The sequence below is a fragment of the Klebsiella electrica genome (genome assembly GCF_006711645.1).
Classification (GTDB): Bacteria; Pseudomonadota; Gammaproteobacteria; order Enterobacterales; family Enterobacteriaceae; genus Klebsiella; species Klebsiella electrica.
This window is the reverse complement of record NZ_CP041250.1, coordinates 1-18212: the sequence shown is the minus strand read 5'-3', so window position 1 is coordinate 18212 and position 18212 is coordinate 1. Positions and strand designations below refer to the sequence as shown.

14 protein-coding genes and 1 pseudogene are annotated in these 18212 nt (G+C 51.4%); 7 read left to right on the top strand and 8 right to left on the bottom strand.

Annotated elements, in window-relative coordinates; all coding sequences use genetic code 11:
- Window positions 1-29 precede the first annotated feature (29 nt).
- The gene (locus tag Electrica_RS29090) at window positions 30-2009 is read left to right on the top strand and encodes a hypothetical protein (protein ID WP_228267451.1); all 1980 of its coding nucleotides are present in this window, start codon (window positions 30-32) and stop codon (window positions 2007-2009) included.
- A 97-nt stretch (window positions 2010-2106) separates the two neighbouring features.
- Here the strand turns inward: Electrica_RS29090 and Electrica_RS27645 are convergent, their stop codons facing one another.
- Entirely contained in the window at window positions 2107-3189 is a 1083-nt protein-coding gene (locus Electrica_RS27645; RefSeq protein ID WP_023340900.1) for a hypothetical protein, read from the bottom strand.
- Between the two features lie 577 nt (window positions 3190-3766).
- Between Electrica_RS27645 and ccdA the strand changes: the two genes are divergently transcribed.
- The 5 genes from ccdA (at window position 3767) to Electrica_RS27620 (ending at window position 6219) form a co-directional block, all read left to right on the top strand.
- Window positions 3767-3985 carry a type II toxin-antitoxin system antitoxin CcdA gene (ccdA, locus tag Electrica_RS27640; protein WP_001568025.1) on the top strand — a complete coding sequence of 73 codons (219 nt, stop codon included), beginning with the start codon at window positions 3767-3769 and terminating at the stop codon, window positions 3983-3985.
- Window position 3986: 1 nt separating this feature from the next.
- Window positions 3987-4292, top strand: coding sequence for a type II toxin-antitoxin system toxin CcdB (gene ccdB, locus Electrica_RS27635; RefSeq protein WP_001568026.1), 306 nt, complete (start codon window positions 3987-3989; stop codon window positions 4290-4292).
- A gap of 168 nt (window positions 4293-4460) precedes the next feature.
- On the top strand, window positions 4461-4856 hold the full coding sequence (locus Electrica_RS27630; protein WP_072158608.1) for a hypothetical protein: 396 nt from the start codon (window positions 4461-4463) through the stop codon (window positions 4854-4856).
- A gap of 26 nt (window positions 4857-4882) precedes the next feature.
- Window positions 4883-5206, top strand: a complete 324-nt coding sequence (locus Electrica_RS27625; RefSeq protein WP_022644730.1) for a hypothetical protein — start codon at window positions 4883-4885, stop codon at window positions 5204-5206.
- Window positions 5203-6219: a hypothetical protein gene (locus tag Electrica_RS27620; RefSeq protein ID WP_020315256.1), complete on the top strand. Its 1017-nt coding sequence runs from the start codon at window positions 5203-5205 to the stop codon at window positions 6217-6219. The genes Electrica_RS27625 and Electrica_RS27620 overlap by 4 nt, the downstream gene beginning before the upstream one ends.
- A 334-nt stretch (window positions 6220-6553) precedes the next feature.
- On the opposite strand, the gene Electrica_RS27615 is transcribed toward Electrica_RS27620, so the two are convergent.
- From Electrica_RS27615 to Electrica_RS27600, 4 genes and pseudogenes are all read right to left on the bottom strand, one after another.
- A complete protein-coding gene (locus tag Electrica_RS27615) occupies window positions 6554-7822 on the bottom strand; it encodes an ISL3-like element ISKpn25 family transposase (protein ID WP_142255980.1) in 1269 nt (422 codons plus the stop codon).
- A 4-nt stretch (window positions 7823-7826) separates the two neighbouring features.
- Window positions 7827-11084, bottom strand: coding sequence for a type I restriction endonuclease subunit R (locus tag Electrica_RS27610; RefSeq protein WP_019705992.1), 3258 nt, complete (start codon window positions 11082-11084; stop codon window positions 7827-7829).
- Window positions 11085-11831 (bottom strand): annotated as a pseudogene (locus Electrica_RS29480) (restriction endonuclease subunit S); the annotation flags it as partial. It abuts the gene before it with no gap.
- A 524-nt stretch (window positions 11832-12355) separates the two neighbouring features.
- Window positions 12356-14383, bottom strand: coding sequence for a type I restriction-modification system subunit M (locus tag Electrica_RS27600; protein ID WP_019706038.1), 2028 nt, complete (start codon window positions 14381-14383; stop codon window positions 12356-12358).
- A gap of 153 nt (window positions 14384-14536) precedes the next feature.
- Between Electrica_RS27600 and Electrica_RS27595 the strand changes: the two genes are divergently transcribed.
- Window positions 14537-15331 carry a site-specific integrase gene (locus Electrica_RS27595; protein ID WP_004197635.1) on the top strand — a complete coding sequence of 265 codons (795 nt, stop codon included), beginning with the start codon at window positions 14537-14539 and terminating at the stop codon, window positions 15329-15331.
- A 431-nt stretch (window positions 15332-15762) separates the two neighbouring features.
- Here the strand turns inward: Electrica_RS27595 and Electrica_RS29085 are convergent, their stop codons facing one another.
- The 3 genes from Electrica_RS29085 to Electrica_RS28710 all read right to left on the bottom strand — a co-directional run bounded on the left by Electrica_RS29085 (window position 15763) and on the right by Electrica_RS28710 (window position 18212).
- Window positions 15763-16065, bottom strand: coding sequence for a hypothetical protein (locus Electrica_RS29085; protein ID WP_004197636.1), 303 nt, complete (start codon window positions 16063-16065; stop codon window positions 15763-15765).
- Complete coding sequence (locus Electrica_RS27585) at window positions 16062-16688, bottom strand: ParA family plasmid-partitioning AAA ATPase (protein ID WP_004197649.1); 627 nt, start codon at window positions 16686-16688, stop codon at window positions 16062-16064. Before Electrica_RS27585 ends, Electrica_RS29085 begins: the two co-directional genes overlap by 4 nt.
- A 648-nt stretch (window positions 16689-17336) precedes the next feature.
- On the bottom strand, window positions 17337-18212 hold the full coding sequence (locus Electrica_RS28710) for a RepB family plasmid replication initiator protein (RefSeq protein ID WP_004098982.1): 876 nt from the start codon (window positions 18210-18212) through the stop codon (window positions 17337-17339).

Sequence of the window (18212 nt, the reverse complement as noted above, 5' to 3'; positions counted from 1 at the left end):
GCAGTGACATATCCGTTCATCACGAAGGTGTGACCTCTGCTGATAATTCCAGCAACCTTGATTTCATTTTTTTCCTTTTATCTCACGGCTATCTTTCAACTGACTATATGGCCTACCGTTCTGTATTTATGCCGGGCAGCCTGAGCACGGAAGACAATAACTTTATCAGGGCGGTGACGTCAGGAAGAAGCCCAGATGAAACGGCAAAAATGCCTATCAGTAATATTGCTAACACTGTCGTAAAATTGCGTAACCTAGGCATGCTGATGCATGACAATGCATGGCATTCTCAGCTTCTCAGGCATCTTCTGTATAATGATAACATTTCCATGAAGACTATCATGCAAATGCAGTTAGAGGCCGGAGCCGAGCAGCGCATGATCAGGCTGGCCAAGGAGATCTTCCCTCGCTGGGACACCACCACGCAGCTGAAATACATCAGGTTGATGGTCGACGGAGATGGCCATTTGTCCAGTATGATCCACCAGATTGGTAGCCTGAGGGATACCGAAGCTGAACAAACGCTACTGCCGTTATTACTGTCCTTATCGGCTTTGCCCTGGAGCACCGTATCTCAGGCAACTCGGGAAGCGCTACAGCGGCTCATTGATTTACAATCTAATCTCGTCGCGTCCTTACCAGATAATTGTGCGCAGCATTTCTGTGAAAATCTGCGGGATTCAGGCTGTCTTCTGACTAACATTCCTTTGGTTCGGAGCCCATCTGGCCAGCAGACGCTGCATTTGGTAGCACAGGAAAAATTGTGGTCCTATTCCGCCTTCAATCTGCAAAGCCTCTGTTTCTCACTTACTCATGAGTCAGAGAATAACAGCGATATCTTCCGCAAGAGGCCGGTATCAACGATAAGGTCGCTTTGCGTTCCAGCACTGGAAAAATATGTGAATGAAAATATATCATCATTTATCCGTGATATTTTCATTCATTCTGAAGAGGATGAAATCATTCCTGAGTTCCTTAATGCGACTTTTGTTGACTGGGAGGATGCAAAGTACCTGACAGAAAGTATGAGCTTCATGCTAGAAGATGTTTCGGTTATCCTGAACAAAGAGAATACAGAAACCACAGAACTTTATTACGAGCAAAATCTGCATTCACTTCTGGCACATTATAATCATATAACCCCAACATGGGATAATATGTTATTCCTGCTTGATAATAGTGTATCTATTGCTGGCGATACTTTTTGTGAATGGCTAAACATTCATTACTCATTACTGCCAGATGAAACATTGCCATTGACCGACGTTCAGCTTTCACAATTACTTATAAAAACGGTATCGTCAGCAATCATCAGTAAAGCAGCGTTTGTCGTGGTCACTCAAACATTCAGGCTATCTCTTATTCAATTACCTGATAACTTACTGATTAACAATGCTGCAGTTCTGATGGAGCAGAAATGGCTGGCACCAACCAGCACCGTATTTGAACAACTTTATCAGGCACTGCACGAAGACGGTGATAAACTGACACCACTGCTTTACGCGCTTATCTGTGCCCGTCCTGTATTATTAAGTGAGAATTACGAGCTTGTTTTGTTTGCTGATGAAGAGTTTGATCGGGACATTACCCGTTTAATTCTGAATGGCGATAAGATTGCAGACGAAGTCTGTATCAGTATCCTGAACTGGCTCTGGGAAAAAGATGAAGCCCTGCTCTCTGAGGCACCACTTCTCAGCCAGCAAGCCCTGATCAGGTTCTCCACCAAAATAACCGATGACCGGCAGAAGCAGATACTGCTGATGCAATGCCTTAAAAATGACAAAGTGTCGCACCAGTTCATCAGACAGATGCTCTTGACGTTCGGGCATCAGGATTATGCTGCTTTCCTCATAGAGAGGAGTTATCGTAGCATTCCCTGGAGTGATGCCATGTGGCAACTAGCTGTCCAGCTGGGAAATAGTGGATTTATCAGGCCGCCGAAACTCACTCACGATGATACACGTATCCGCATCGAGCCCTTTTTTAACGCTGAAAATGAATACGACTGACATCGCAAAATAGTGGTCAGGCCGTCGGATGGCGGCCTTATTCCTTTATCTCGCCCAGTCTTCCAGTACCAGGCCCGGCTATCGCCGACGCACCATGTCAGACATCCCCGTACAGGCAGCGCAGCCCGGTCAGGGCCTCCGCCAGCGAGCCTTCATTACACCGCGTGGTGAGCTCCCGGACCAGCACATCAAAGGCCTCCGCCGGCAAAAAAATCCGCAGGCCGTCGATCCCGAAAAACCCCTCTTTGGTTACGCTCCCCGGCGGAGAGAACATCACCCGCTCCCCCTGATGACCATGCTGCAGGGCTTCCGGGTGACGGGTGTACAGAGTGAGGAGGCCCAGCAGTTCAGAGAATGCCGCCCAGCCGCAGGGGAACACAAACTCCTGCCCGGTCAGGATCATATGTAGTTTCGGTGTCCTGTACAGCGCGCCAGGACGCTGCCCAGGCTGGAGTCCGTCGATCTGAATATCGAGGCGCAACGTACCGGCTGCAATAGTTTCCGTCACGGCCGGGATAAGCGGGCGCAGCTCCTGCACCAGGGCCTCGACCTGGGTCTCGGTCCGCTCCAGTCCGCACAGCACCAGCGGAAAAACCTCCCTCAGTCTGGCCAGAGTGAAACTCCCTGCCAGCACGGAATCCGGAAAATCTGTCAGTTCCAGACAGCCACTTTCCAGCGGGCGCAGCAGCTGCTCGGCGGTGGCGTGGTCGATGACCGGGCGCAGTCCGGTCAGAAACCGGTCATAGTCTGCCAGCAGATCCCCGTCGCGCAGCCGGTAGGTTCCCCGCAAATAATGTTCGTCCCGCACCCTGTCCTGTTCCACCTGCCAGGTCAGCAGTTCCTGGACGATCTGCAGCAGCGTGCTGAGCGCCGGCCGGGTGACCAGGCGGTGACGTCCGCGCAGGAAACCCTGTCGGGCGCTGACCAGCATGAACCGCAGTTCGTCCCGGGAGACTGGCTCGAAGGACATGCCGACGACGATCTTGCGGTACAGCTGCCGGATCGTGCTTTCAGGGTCGGCGATCAGCTGGAAATACCCGTCGCCGGGCGCGACCGTTTTCAGTCCGTTATCGAGGAAGCGTTCGGCCAGGGCGTTGACCGAAGTATTTTCGCGACCGGCACGCACTTTCAGTGCCTCGATCAGCTTTTTATGAAAACGCAGGTTAAGCTGGCTGAGCATCATCGTTCCTTTCATGTTTGTTTTGTTCTTAATGCTAACCTAGCATTCCATCATTAGCTATTAATCAGTTTTTTAGTTTTTGAAAATTGTGATGCTTCTAAAATTACTGCATGTGAGCATTTTAATGCTACAACAACGCCTGCCTCTTCTCATTTCTCCGCAGATCCGAAAACCCTGAGTCCCGGATCTGCCGGAACCGCCCCGGTGCTAAATGGCCCCCTGACACAAGATGTAGCGGTATATGAAGCTGGCAACAACGCTATATGTTATGTTCCTCCCCTGCCCCGTGACCGGCCGCTCACTACCCTAAAAGGGCGCTTTGCTTATTCCCTGACCGTGTTTCACTTCCGGAAACTTCTCAAAACGTGAAAAATCGGATCCGGCCGGAACGGCCATCCGGTAATTTAACGGCGTGGCTGTATGGCTGCTTGTTATCTCTAAGGTGATTATTTTGTATGTGAATTTCACGGTGTGAAATGAATGGCGACATAACAGTATGTTTCAGGCGGGCGTGAGTCAGCTGCATCCTTACGCTATACTGATATGCATATCATTAGTATGTATTCCGGAGTGCATTATGAAGCAGCGCATCACCGTCACCATAGACAGCGACAGTTATCAGTTACTGAAATCCGCAGACGTCAATATCTCCGCCCTGGTGAACAGGGCCATGCAGAATGAGGCCCGTCGTCTGCGTTCCGAACGCTGGCAGGCTGAAAATCAGGAAGGGATGGCCGAGGTTGCCCGCTTTATTGAGATGAACGGTTCATTCGCCGACGAAAACAGGGACTGGTGAGATGCAGTTTAAGGTTTATGCCTATAAAAGAGAGAGCCGCTATCGTCTGTTCGTGGATGTGCAGAGTGACATCATCGATACCCCCGGGCGACGGATGGTGATCCCGCTGGCCAGCGCCTGGCTGCTGTCGGATAAGGTTTCCCGTGAACTCTATCCGGTGGTGCACATCGGGGACGAAAGCTACCGCCTGATGACCACGGACATGGCCAGCGTCACGTCCTCCGTCACCGGGGAGGAAGTGGCCGATCTCAGCCACCGGGAAAATGACATCAAAAATGCGATAAACCTGATGTTCTGGGGAATTTGACAGCCTCCCCGCCCTGAAAGACATCGAGGATGTCAAAACGAAGCATTGCCGCAGAGCTTAACCCTCAGCATGAACTGCCCTCCGGAGCGGATGCCCTGCAGGCTTTCGCGGGGTCAGCTTAAACGAACGGTTCACACAAACACCCTTAAGTCAGTAAAAGGAAACCAGATGAACAGAACTGATGGCGAACCAGAGACAGACGTGATGGCCACCGCTTTCAGCACCATGCGCAAGTGCGGCATGAATATCATCACCGCCACGCAGCATATGGATATTAATGCTTACGTGAAATCCGATCCGCGGATGCCGAGAACGCGGCTGCGTCGTTACCTGGGACAGTACGGCCTGCGCGGTGAGGCCCTGAGCGCGGAGGTAAGACGTATCGTCGCTGGCCCTGAACGACCAGATAACACGCTGAAAGCCGGAATCTTCTATACGTGGCCCTATGGCTGGGAGCCTGCGGATTTCACGCCAGTGATGAGGCGCATTTTCAAGGGAAAGCGCACCCGCCATGTGATGTTGTTTGATGAACTGCCTCAGCTGTTTGGCAAGAATGACTATTGAACCGGATACTATTTTTGAGGCGAGGTATGGGTACACCAACATTTAGCTCATTTAACGATGTGGTCCGGGAGCTTGAGGATGTATATGGCCACCAGGAGCTGTGGCTTTATTCTGGCCTTAATGAGGACAGCCCCATCGAGACAGCCCGCAGGCGTCAGAAATGGCGATCTCCAAAAATTCTCAAACGAAACGGCAGAATGGTGGCAGAACAATCAGGCCAGCCTGATTTCTGGGTGCTCACGGGTGACTACCATCTGCCGCAGTCTGAACACAGCGCTCCGCCGTGGAAAGCCTGCCTCATCAATAAGGTCTTTAAAGTGTATTGTTCACTGTTAGGGAAAAATACATGACCGACTGTGTTACCCGGACTGGTGACGACAAAACAATGTGGCTCGTGACATTGCCGGAGATCATTACAAATAACAGTACCCGCCAGGAGGAAAATCTGGTCGTTATTCTGAGCAGGGAGGAATCGTGGGGGCCAACTTCTGACCATTTTCCCGACGGATTGTACCGGGTCTCCTGCATAATGACACTGTACCTGGCCGATACCGAACTGACGAAGACTCAGACTTTCACTGCAATCTACTGGCCTCAACAGAAGGCCCTGCATCTGTTTACAGATGAGTTCAGACTGGAACGCCGCCTGCAGGGACTCGGCCTGGGTAGCTGGATCACGCAGCAGTTTGTTCTCTGGGCCAGAGGCCTTCCGCCAGCAACCCTGGTTTTGCCGATTGAAATTTCCCGGGTTGATGAAGAAAACGAAGAAAACAAGATCCGGAGGGACAGGCTGTGGCACGCAATGGGTTTCCGGTTCCCGGCGGGGGATACCAGCTCAATGCCGCTGCGGGCAGACGAACTGCAGTTGCCACGGGGCAGGTGCTCAACGCTCCGGGTGGAGCCCCTGGTATCCGCGGTACGCCGGCTGGAAGACTGTTATCGCGGGCTGCAGGAAAAAATCGCGCAGCTCGAAGGCAAAAAACGGTCGCAAAAACAGTTAATTACTTCACTTAAGAATCGTCCATTTTATCATCTGTTGCACAGGAAAGAGGGCCAGCTCCCGGACGATAAATGTGACGCCCTGCCGCTGCGGGCAGAAAAACTGTCTCTGCCGCAGAGCGGGGATTCAGACCTGGAGGTGGCGCAACGGGCAACCGGGGTCATCCGGCTGGCTACCCTGTGTGCTCAGTCGCAGAAAAGAATCCTGGAGCTGGAAAGGGAGCTTGCCTCGCAAAGTGAGGAGCTCGTTGACCTGCAGGCACATCCATTTTTTAACCTGCGGGATAAATACCGCGGCCAGATCCTGTTCTGGGGATGGGGGATGGGTTTTCTGTGCTTTATCTACTGGATGTTGGTGTCATGAATGTTCCCGTTCCATAGCCACCCACTGAAGAGGAGTGAAACCTGTGCCCGAAAATATCGTGTCTACCGTCATTGACGGGGTAGTTTTGTTTGTGACTTCGTCTGTTTTCTGGCTGGCCGTCGCTGGCTGGTTAGTCATCCTGACTCCGGTAATATTACGAAGAAAATTCTCGGCAAAGAAAAAAGGGCTATTTGCATTCTAGGGTTGGAATTCATCCATTCTAACCCTTGATTCTTAGTCGGACAAAAAGCTGCTTCTGGTTGGATTTCTCTGTTTTTCAGCACCCTGCGAAAATCTAACATTGGTTGGATTCTCAGACGCGCCCTCTCTCGCGTTAATCCAACTCTCCACCTTCTGCCTGCTTCAACAATGTCGGAATGTGCGGTCCATACTCGACCTTGCCTCGTCCTGCTCGAATACCACTGCCAACCTTGCGGGCTTCTTTGGAGTACAACGTCTTTGCACGGATGATCTCATAGCTATAACCCCGACCTAACCGGTTGGACATCTTGATCAAACCGTTGAGCCCTTCGGTATAGCCATTGGTGAGTGAGAACGGCGCATCCCAGTAGGCAAAGATGTCGTCGTAATGGTTGTGTACCGTTTTTACCAGTTTTTTGAAAGGCTCCATGCCATAAGGCGGCAGGCTGTTCTTCCAAGCCTCAAAGGCGTTCTGAGCACTCTGCTTGTCGGGTTCGTCGTAGATGCAGAAGAAGGCTTCCTTGAAGTCATAGGCCATGGCAAGTGCTGGGATCGCCTGCTTTACAACCTCCAGCGCCTTTTGCTCTGCGGGCGTCAGGTTGCCGGGTCGCTTCAGGGTAAGCCAGCGAATGGACTTTTTGACGTAAATGCGATCTTCTTTGCTTAACTGTGCCTGATAGTTCTTGCGCTCCGCTTCCAGGGCTTCAGAGGCAATCTTGACGACATGGAACTTATCGATCACCAGTTTGGCGTTGGGCAGATACTGAGCAAAGGAACGCTTGAAGGGTCGCCACATATCCGTACAGACCCATTCCACCTTGTCAGCATCCGGCAAATCCTTGAAGAAGGGATTCAAATTCTCTTGAGTACGATGCTCCAACATATCAAAGACGTTGTTGGTTGCCAGATTGGTGATTACACAGCGATACCCTCCGGCCAGGTTCACTTCGTCAATACCCATGATGACAGGGGTTTCGTAACGAACGGTTTGGGAGAGTTCCTCAATGAGATCGTGAGCGATGTTCTTGACGGTGTTCACCGCCACACCGGTTTGCTCGGCTAAAGCATGGAAGGTGGTTCCCAGGCACTGTTGCCGAATAACATCGACCAGCCGTTTGGTGGCTCGGCGTTTGTCATCCAGAAAACTCAACTCCGGCATGGACATTTTTCCGCACGACTCACAGCGAAAGCGCGGGCGCTGAACTTCAAGGCGGACGGGCTCCATGTACAACGGCGTGTCCATGAACTTGTTTTTGCGCGTACCGTGTCTGTGCATAGGGATGTTGCAGTCCCCACATAACGGCACCTGGACCGTTACCGGCTCAGCAACTATCACAAGGCACTTGCCTTCGTGGCGCATATCGACCGGCTTGATGCCTGGCAGATTCAGCAGGTCGAGCATCGGCTTAATCCATACCCAGATCGATGTCTTTGCCTTCACGCAGCAGGTCATACACCATATCAACCAATGCGGTCATGCCCTGACGGTCAGACTTGAGCACCTGGGTTGCCAGCTTCTGATGACTGGACAAAGCACGAACAACCGCTTGCTGCACAGCACCGGGGAGGTTGCCTTTCATAGCCTGCTCACGGGTGTTGCTTTCCACCTGAGCCATGACGACATCGCTTTCACCGGTAATCGCTGAAATCTGATTAACGAAAGCAACCTGATCCTGGATCGGCGTCGCCTCACCAAACAGGCTGTTGAGCTTCTCGATAATCTCTTTGACGAATTTCGGCTTGTCGCCTGCCGCGCCACCACCGCCTGCACCTGCTGGTTGCAATACCGGGGTTTTGCCTTCGTCTTCTACGTCATCGGGTCGAGCATTGATGTCAAAGCCAGTAAGCACCAGGCCTGTCAAGTCCACGGTTTCCGGTGCTTCGTGCTGAAGGCGCTTTTGCAGCAGCTTGGCGAAAGCGGCAAAGTTCTCCAACTCCGGGTCGCCAAAATCAATCAGTTGGGCGATATAGGAATAGGTACGGCAGAAGCGCCCCAGGTCCGACTTGAAGCCCATCAGCGCCTTGATTTGCTCGGCATACTCATCCTGGTGGTGATCGGCAGACTTCATGCCCGCCTCATCACCCTTGGCGCGGGCCTTCTCAAACGCTGCTTCCCAGGTTGCCATGCCACCGCGCAACATTTTCATCTTGTCGTTATACAAGGCCGTCGCTCCAGCTGTAGCGGCATACAGCGCCTTGTGCTGTGGCGATTTAGTATGGGTGATGTCACGTATGGTTTTGAAGCGGGCTTCTTTGAACGCGGCCAAGTCCTTCTCGTCGTACAGGCCGTGCTCGTCCAGTCGCTCCTTGATCTCGTAGACCACATTGAGGTCTTGCACTTCGCCGATGTGAGCGCCCTTGTCATAGGTGGCAAAGGCCTTGCGCACGTTCTCTGGATCGTTCACGAAGTCGATGATAAAGACTTCATCCTTCCCGGGCGCCGTCCGGTTCAGGCGGGCGAAGGTCTGCACAATCTCCACATGGTTGGCGATTTTCTTGTCCACGTACATGGCGACCAGTTTGGGCTGGTCAAAGCCAGTCTGGAACTTGTCGGCCACCAACATCACCCGGTATTCCGGGCGGTCAAAGGCAAAGCGCAAATCCTGCCCGTGGACATCCGGGTTCATGCTCTGCTCGGTGAATTCCTCGTTCTCATCGACGATAAACACATCATCCTTGAACTCGCTGTCATCCTGGTGCATCACCTGCTTACCGGTCATCTTGCCGGAGAAGGCCACCAGTGAATGAATAAAGCCGTACTCGCTGTGCTGCTCGATATAGCGGTCAAACGCCTTTTTGTAGCGAATGGCAGCGGCACGGGAGCTGGTCACGACCATCGCCTTGGCCTTGCCATCCAGCCGGTGGGCGACGTTTTTGGTGAAGTGCTCAACGATAAACTGTACCTTCTGGGTCACATTGGTGGGATGCAATGACATCCACTGTGCCAGGGCGCGTTTGGCGGCCTTGCCGCTTACCCGCTTGCTGTCTTCAAGCTGCTTGGAAAGGTTGAAGGCCGTTTTGTAGGGCACATAGCCGTTCAACACATCGAGAATGAATTTCTCCTCAATGGCCTGGCGCATGGTGTACAGATGGAAGGCTTGCGGCGGGTTATCGTCCGAGATCGGTTGGCTTGGATCTGTCGGGCGACCAAACAGCATCAAAGTGGAGTGCTTGGGCGTGCCGGTAAAGGCGAAGTAGCTGATATTGTCCGGGCGGGCGCGGGACTTTTGCAGTTGCTCCAGTAGTTCATCCACCGTCATGGTGGACATCTTGCCTTGTCCGCTCATCCCCAGCGCGGCTTGCAGCTTAGCGGCGGTAGAGCCAGTCTGCGAGTTATGCGCCTCATCAATGATCACAGCAAAGTTTTTCCCTTTCAGGGCCTTGTCAGTGATGATGGCTTCCATCGCGTAGGGGAAGGTCTGGATCGTGACTACCACAATCGGCGTGCCAGACAACAAGGCATCCGAGAGCTGTTTGCTCTTGGACTTGGATGACTTCTGCCGGTCAATGGCGGCGATCACACCAAACTGATGGTCAATCTGCTTCACCGCGTCCTGAAGCTGGCCGTCCAGCACATTACGGTCGGTGACAATGATCACGCTGTTAAACACCGCGTCGCCGTTATCTTCGCGCAGTTTCACCAAGTCATGGGCCGTCCAGGAAATGGTGCTGGTCTTGCCGGAACCTGCGCTGTGGTCACACAGGTAGGTCATGCCTGCGCCATTTTCGCGAGCATCGGCCAGCATCTGGTTCACTGCCGTCCATTGGTGAAAGCGCGGGAAAATCAGGGTTTCTTTCTTCGACCAGTTGCCCTGAATATCCACCACGTCCTTTTTCTCGACGTAGACAAAGCTATGGAAAATCCGCAGCCAGGCATTCGGCTGGCAGACCTCCTCCCAGAAGTAGGCTACAGGGTATTCCTGAGTACCATCGGCCTTAATCTCACCTGGCGGGTTACCCGCATGTACCGTGCCGCTTTCGTCCTTGCGCCCCTTATTGAACGGCAGAAAGAAGGTGTTTTCTCCATCCAGCTTGGTCGCCATCATGATTTCAGAGTCGGACATGGCGAAATGTACCACAGCCCCACGCTTGAAGGTCAGCAGCGGTTCCCTGCGTTTGGTCTTGGCGTCATATGGCAGGCGATTATTGCGGTACTGATCCATGGCCGCTTCGCAGGACTGGGTGAAGTCGGTCTTCAGTTCGACGGTTGCCACCGGCAGACCGTTGATAAACAGCACCAGATCAATGGCAAATTCACGGGCCGGGTGATACTTCAGCTCCGGCACCACGCGCAGGATATTGGCCTGGTAGCGCTCAATGACTGCTGCATTGCGCTTGTCTTCCGGTGCGACCTCGGTCATCTCGATCAGGCCGCAACCGGCAATAGAAAAGCCCTGGCGCAACACCTGCATGGTGCCTTGTTTCTCCAGTGCTTTATCTAGGCGGTCCATCAGCACTTCAAGGGTTTTGGCCCCGTTGAGCCGTTCCAGCTTGTCCCATTTTTCCTGCTGGCCGCTGGTTTTGATCCAGCTTTCCAGGTCTTCGGGGTACACCGCCCGCTCGGTGTCGTAGAACTTGGAATCACCCAGCTTCCAGCCCTGATCTACCAACCGGTCAATGATGTATTGCTGGAAGTGTTTTTCCTGATGTGCTGCTGATTGCATTTATTGTTTTCCTCGCAAATCAATCTGGCCGGTGACAGCGGCGGTGATAAAGGCGGCGCGGCGTTCTTTGAGCAGGGTGATACTTTGTTCCGCCTTGCTAATCAGAGCATCAATGCGGGCGGTTTCGCGGTCGAGGGAGGTTAGTATTTTCGCTTGCTCAGGCTGATCTGGGTATACAACTTCAATTGAACCGATATGCCCCCAATCTGCACGAGGCATTTTCGCTCCCTCGCATCCTGACACTATTTGATGCGTTACATCAGGAGTTAAAAGCCATTCTTGCAGCCATCTGGGTTCTGTTTTTTCAGCCCTCAGAACCAAAAATTCTGTTGAGCAGCACCCTGCCATCTCTGAAATAATGGCTTTTCGCAAATATGGACGCAGCTTACCGTACAGGACATCCCCTTCATAAAAGATGCCTACAGTTGAATCTTCTGATTGACGGGAGCTTCCATTCGTTGGCTTGTACTGCCCTGATCCTGCTTCTACATCCTCAAGTCCGATATAAATGGTATCAGTAGATACATCATTTCGTCGTTCATTGCGCAATGACGCCAGTCGCTTGACTCTCGCTACCTTCCAATGCTCAGGCACCTGCCCAATCCACTCAATGCCGGAATCCTTCATCTTCACGTTGGGGTCTAGCCCCTTGGTGACAGCATGGGTAATCAGCGCCTGGCGCTTTTCATTCAGTAGCTCGATAAAGCGGGTTTTCTTCTCGATAAGCGCATCAATGCGGGCGGTTTCGCGGTCGAGGGAGGTTAGTATTTTCGCTTGCTCAGGCTGATCTGGGTATACAACTTCAATTGAACCGATATGCCCCCAATCTGCACGAGGCATTTTCGCTCCCTCGCATCCTGACACTATTTGATGCGTTACATCAGGAGTTAAAAGCCATTCTTGCAGCCATCTGGGTTCTGTTTTTTCAGCCCTCAGAACCAAAAATTCTGTTGAGCAGCACCCTGCCATCTCTGAAATAATGGCTTTTCGCAAATATGGACGCAGCTTACCGTACAGGACATCCCCTTCATAAAAGATGCCTACAGTTGAATCTTCTGATTGACGGGAGCTTCCATTCGTTGGCTTGTACTGCCCTGATCCTGCTTCTACATCCTCAAGTCCGATATAAATGGTATCAGTAGATACATCATTTCGTCGTTCATTGCGCAATGACGCCAGTCGCTTGACTCTCGCTACCTTCCAATGCTCAGGCACCTGCCCAATCCACTCAACGCCGGAATCCTTATACGCGGGATATGCTCTGTACTGGCTCATTCGCTGGCCACCTCCGCCAGTAGCGCGGCAATCTCGGCTTCTACCTGCTTCAGGTCTTCATCAATATCATGCAGCTTGCGCGGAGGCTGGTACTGGTAGAAGAAGCGGTTGAAGTTGATCTCGTAGCCAACGCGGCCCAATTGGCCATCCCTTGCATCGGTAAAGCTCTCATCCAGCCAGGCATCCGGCACATGAGGAAGCACTTCGCGGGTAAAGTAGTCGTCGATGTCCTCCAGATAGGGGACGTTCTCGTAATCAGTTAAATCTGTGTCTGGCACCAGCTCGCCGTTTGAATCCGTGACTGGCTCGGCTTTCGGGTCTTTGTGACCAAAGGCGTTGATCAGCGCGGTGATCAATGTCTTGCTGGATTTGACCTTGAGCTGCTTGGCTTCGACGGACTTGATCGCGTCCCTGACAAAGGTTTCTGCCCAGCTATAGGGCTGCGTTTGCCCGATCAACGGCTTGAGGGCTTCGCGCCAGAATGTCTGATGCGCCTCAGAGAGCTTTTCCCAGGCAGCTTCGGCTTCCAGCCGCTCCATGCCCACCTTATCAAGCTCCAGGGTCATGCGCAGCGGACGCAAGACCTTGATACGGCGGTAGCCAAAGGTACGGTAGTCCAGCATACGGGAAAGCGTACCGGTTTCGCATGCGGCGTAGATGTCCAGAATCTGGCGGCGCTGCTCATCGCTGACAATACGGCGCTTGTTACCCTCGTTGCGGATTGAAGTCCACAGGTCGGTGGCGTTGATCAACTGCACCTTGCCTTTGCGCTCCTGCGGCTTCTTGTTGGACAGAATCCACAGGTAGGTGGCGATATTGGTGCGGAAGAACAGATCCGTTGGCAGAGCCACAATGGCTTCAATCAGGTCGTCTTCCAGCAACCAACGGCGGATTTCCGATTCGCCAGACGCGGCACCGCCGTTAAACAGTGGCGAACCCGACAGCACGATAGCGGCGCGGCCACCGCCGTTGATCGGCAGTTCTAGCTTGCTCGCCAGGTGCATCAAAAACAGCATGGAGCCATCGCTAATTTTCGGCAGGCCCGGCCCAAACCGGCCCAGCTCGCCTTTTTTGTGTTCCGCTTCGACGGCGGTTTTGTCCTTCTCCCATTTCTTGCCAAAAGGCGGATTGGACAGGCAGTAGTGGAAACGCTCACCGGCAAACTGGTCATTGGACAGCGTGCTGCCCTGACGAATGTTCTTCGACAGATCTCGGCCAGGGTCGGACTCCAAACGGCGGATCAGCATACCGGCCACACAAACCGCATGGGTTTCCGGCTCCAACTCCTGCCCGTGCGGCACCAGCACTGGCGGGATCTTGTCGCGGTTACCGTAGTCGCCCACATGGTTCATGGCATCGGTGAGGAAGCCACCCGTGCCACAGGTCGGGTCATACAGAGTACGAATCAAACCGGGGCTGGCCTCAAACAGGGCATCATCCGGGTCAAGCAGCAATGCGGTCGCCAGGTGAACGATGTCACGCGGCGTCATGAAGTCCTCGGCCCCTTCATTGACCTCGGCACCAAAGCGGCGAATCAGGTGTTCGTAGATGTTACTCATCACCCGATCCGGCACCACGTCCGGGTGCAGGTCGATCTTGGCAAAGTTCTGGCAAATCTTGTACAGCAAGCCCGCTTTCTCCAGCCGGATCACCGTATTGCCAAACTCAAACTCCTCGAAGATAGCGCGGGCGTTATCCGAAAACAGGGCGATGTAGTCTTCCAGATTGCGGCGCGTCTTGGTACTACCCAGGGTGCCAAGGGAGTATTCAGAGGTGTTGTAGAAGGGGTATTCAGCGGTTGAGCGCAGAATGGTATCCAGCTCAACATCTGCATCCTTGAAAGCGTCATGCGCTTCTCTCACCGCCTCGCGGGTCGGCTCCAGCGCACACTCCAGGCGGCGCAGCAAGGTAAACGGCAAAATGATCTTGCCAAAGTCCGTATGCTTGAAGTCCCCCCAAAGGTCTTCCGCATTCTTCCAAATAAAGTCAGCCTGTGAAGCTGCCGATCCCGTAAATTCGTTCATTTTGGACTCCAACCACCTTTTGCACGGAACGGTAATGTAGTCAATCTGCGAATGTCAACCAGATTTTGCACAAAAGGGGATGTATTTCAATTCCTAGCTAAATTTGCGATCCTACCTCAGAATGCAAATAGCCGAAAAAAGTTAACAGAAATTATGAATAACCTGGTTCCAGTTGGATCTCCGGCATCTCCCGGAACATTGCTCCCGGTGGCCATCGATTACCCTGCCGCCCTCGCCCTGCGCCAGATGGCGCTCGTGCAGGATGAACTGCCGAAATACCTGCTGGCGCCGGAAGTCAGCGCCCTGCTCCATTACGTGCCGGATCTTCACCGCAAGATGCTGCTGGCGACGCTGTGGAACACCGGCGCGCGCATTAATGAAGCGCTCGCGCTGACCCGGGGGGATTTTTCGCTGGTGCCGCCGTATCCGTTCGTGCAGCTGGCCACGCTCAAGCAGCGCACCGAGAAAGCGGCCAGGACGGCAGGTCGTGCCCCCGCAGGCAGTCAGGTCCATCGTCTGGTTCCCCTTTCCGATCACCACTATGTCAGCCAGCTGCAGATGATGGTGGCCACCCTGAAAATTCCGCTGGAAAGACGAAACAAGCGCACCGGCAGAATGGAGAAGGCACGTATCTGGGAGATCACAGACCGTACCGTGCGCACCTGGCTTAGCGAAGCGGTGGAGGCCGCAGCGGCCGACGGGGTGACGTTCTCAGTACCGGTTACCCCCCATACGTTCCGTCACTCCTACGCGATGCATATGCTGTACGCCGGCATACCTCTGAAGGTTTTGCAGAGCCTGATGGGCCACAAATCGATCAGTTCCACGGAGGTCTATACGAAGGTGTTTGCGCTCGATGTCGCGGCACGGCACCGGGTGCAGTTTGCTATGCCGGAAGCTGAAGCTGTTGCGTTGATAAAAAAGTTAACCCCAAACCAATCTACATAGGTCAACTATGGGTAATACCCCAGGTTTCGACCAAAAGTAGTTCTTGTGTGGGAAACAGTCCAAGCTTAATGGGGGCTTATCCAGCCTCACTTTTTACAGCTTTCAATCACATTAATTATGTTCAGAAAGGCCCTCATTGCCCTAAAGAAAAAAAATGCAGCCATGAAAATAAGGAATAATTGAGATACAACTCCTGCTAAATCATGGTTGCTACCAGCCACTGATAGCAACGTAAATAGTAATGCAAGCGAAAAATGTAAGGCGATTGTAGTATTTGAATTCATGTATATCCCCTTATGTATAGGACTGAGGCCATCCGCAAATTTTCACTATCACGAAGTTGTTGCCTCGATATAAAAGGTGTTACCACCCTGAACAAGATAACAAGATAACAAGATAACAAGATAACAAGATAACAAGATAACAAGATATTATCGTTGTTTCGCTTCTGCGATTAATCTGGATATCTCTGTTTTTGATAAACTTTTTAGTGCCTCTACCGCTGCCCTGACTACGTCAGAACGATTCACTCTGCTTTTACCTGAAATCATTTCACCCGTTATAAGATCATCAATGTCTTTTAAGTTTTCTTCAAAAAAGGAAATGCTCACTGGTTTTGCTTTACTTACAGCCAATGGTCTCTCTGAAGTCACTTTGGTATTATCAATACCAGCAGTACCACCGTTAATAAACGCTGCCTCATCACGAGATGGAGTATTTGCTCTATTTCTCACAGAATAACCTCTTTAACTAACGATTCGATTTCTTGTTGTGCTTTGTCATTTTGCGTTTCAAAAATTGTCATTGATTCTGCCCAGGCATCTCGATGCGCTTTTCGATCACAAACTCGGGAACTAGCCAGACGCATTTCAGGATAATCCTTGAGTACGTCAGCTGCCTGATTTGCTTCATTGACAAACATGTTCGTGGGCGTCATGTTTAAAACGAGATATCCCCGGACGTCCTCATTAAAATCTTTTGCTGCTGTAAAAACAGAGCATGTATGAGGCACTACATCCAGGTCCATCTGAGAAGGCCGCAACGGAGAAATGAATACGTCAGCGGCCATCAACCCACTACGCATTTCTGCACTGTCGCGGCCAGCACAGTCTGCGATGACAAAGTCATAAGATTTCTCGTGTTCCTTTAGCATGGCTTTGATGTTGCCTGTTGCGCCAGTAACCGGAATATGGGGAAGATCTTCAGGACGATTGTTGTACCAGGTCAATACAGATTTCTGGTCATCTGCGTCGACAATGATCACTCTATTGCCCAGTGACATCAGATACGCAGCTATAGATACCGCCAGTGTACTTTTACCAACCCCACCCTTTTGACTACCCAATACTATTATCATCATAGCCTCATATTAAGTTGTTAAGTTAACAACTTAATATTGCCAAACAGGCGACAATATTGCAATTTCTTTATTAAGTTAATATCTTGTTAAGTTGTTAACTGTGTGATTTATAACTGAATTGTTTTTGTATCTTAACAAATTAGTAAGATGTTAGGATAACAATATAACAAGATAGCAAGATAGCAAGATAGCAAGATAACAAGATAACAAGATAACAAGATGGCAAAGTGGTGCCTTTATCCGAAATCCCCATAGAACCACATAATGCGGCTTTCAACTCCAGGCTACCTTTAGGGAGGGTAGTATCAACCAGTTATGACCGCGTGAAGCAAAAAGTGGGGCGTAGTGGGAAGCCTTTGAATCTTCGGTGTGTCGAAGTGGGGAGTCGGTGAGACAAATTTGGTAAAAGGTGGTGAGAAGCGGGATAGCTTCTCATTTCTATCCAAAAAGGTGTGTTGAAGTGGGAAGGTGCGTAAGTATATACAGATAAAAACACACATTTAACAGGTTCTCATCCCGCTACAACACACCTATTAAGACGTTTAAGGCGAGGCTTCCCCCTACAACACACCTATCAAGATGTTTAAGAAGAGACCTCCCGTTTCAACACACCTTAATCGCGTTGCTTTCCCGTTTTGACACACCTTATACAGCTGTTCCTGGTTTCAGATTTGCTGAGCGACGGTGGATCAGAATGAAAGTCTCTTTACCTTTTTTGGTGATGCTGTGGTCAAGGTACCCAATATCCTGCAACTGCTTGAGGGCCAGTTTAATGATACGGTTCTGTTCCTTTACCGGAGAGAGCAATGAGAGCCTGTCTCGTATTCGTTTGAAAGATATGGGGACTGGGTTCGTAGGCAGGCTTTCGATGAAAGTATACAGGGCCTGAGCTGCTTCCTTTCGGGTTAAAGCGTTTATCGGTTTATGTCGTAGCAGAACAGTGTAATCAGTTTGGTAGAGTTCCCATAGTCGCTGATCAGCTTCAAGTTCCACCTGGTCGTTTGCAAAATCCAGTTCACCTGTCTTAAGCAAACCTGTTACGGAAACTTTTTGAAGGCCCTCTGAGTCGCTACGGGTAAAGGTAATGGTCTTGCCACGTATCCTGGTCAAAGCTTCTGAAATACTTTTTCTAAGACGGGAATCGAATCTCTTAGACTCAAAGCGGCACATTCCAGCAAACTCATGAAAAGTAAGCTTAATGCTGTTGGTTTTTAAACCGTACTTACTGAAAGCTTCTATGATACCGACCCATACCTTGAAGTCGATGGCCATACTCAACCGTTCACCGGTTATACGAATATCGTCGTACCCCTCCCGCCTTGAGAATTCCAGATCCTTGAGAACAGAGGTCGCATCGATTGATGTTCTGGTGCCCTTTGCAGGCCTGCTTGAAGGAACAAAAACATTTAATCTCATCAGGGCTACAGGCTGAACTGTGGCCTTACTTGTGACGGTGAGTTTATTGTTAACACTTTCACAATCTGGACCTATAACCTCGCCGATATAAACATTCTCATTCAT

Excerpts from the sequence above, each read along its gene's own strand:
- Electrica_RS27645 (WP_023340900.1), bottom strand. The coding sequence starts at position 3,189 with ATGCTCAGCCAGCTTAACCTGCGTTTTCATAAAAAGCTGATCGAGGCA.
- ccdA (WP_001568025.1), top strand. The coding sequence starts at position 3,767 with ATGAAGCAGCGCATCACCGTCACCATAGACAGCGACAGTTATCAGTTA.
- ccdB (WP_001568026.1), top strand. The coding sequence starts at position 3,987 with ATGCAGTTTAAGGTTTATGCCTATAAAAGAGAGAGCCGCTATCGTCTG.
- Electrica_RS27630 (WP_072158608.1), top strand. The coding sequence starts at position 4,461 with ATGAACAGAACTGATGGCGAACCAGAGACAGACGTGATGGCCACCGCT.
- Electrica_RS27625 (WP_022644730.1), top strand. The coding sequence starts at position 4,883 with ATGGGTACACCAACATTTAGCTCATTTAACGATGTGGTCCGGGAGCTT.
- Electrica_RS27620 (WP_020315256.1), top strand. The coding sequence starts at position 5,203 with ATGACCGACTGTGTTACCCGGACTGGTGACGACAAAACAATGTGGCTC.
- Electrica_RS27615 (WP_142255980.1), bottom strand. The coding sequence starts at position 7,822 with ATGCTCGACCTGCTGAATCTGCCAGGCATCAAGCCGGTCGATATGCGC.
- Electrica_RS27610 (WP_019705992.1), bottom strand. The coding sequence starts at position 11,084 with ATGCAATCAGCAGCACATCAGGAAAAACACTTCCAGCAATACATCATT.
- Electrica_RS27600 (WP_019706038.1), bottom strand. The coding sequence starts at position 14,383 with ATGAACGAATTTACGGGATCGGCAGCTTCACAGGCTGACTTTATTTGG.
- Electrica_RS27595 (WP_004197635.1), top strand. The coding sequence starts at position 14,537 with ATGAATAACCTGGTTCCAGTTGGATCTCCGGCATCTCCCGGAACATTG.
- Electrica_RS27585 (WP_004197649.1), bottom strand. The coding sequence starts at position 16,688 with ATGATAATAGTATTGGGTAGTCAAAAGGGTGGGGTTGGTAAAAGTACA.
- Electrica_RS28710 (WP_004098982.1), bottom strand. The coding sequence starts at position 18,212 with ATGAATGAGAATGTTTATATCGGCGAGGTTATAGGTCCAGATTGTGAA.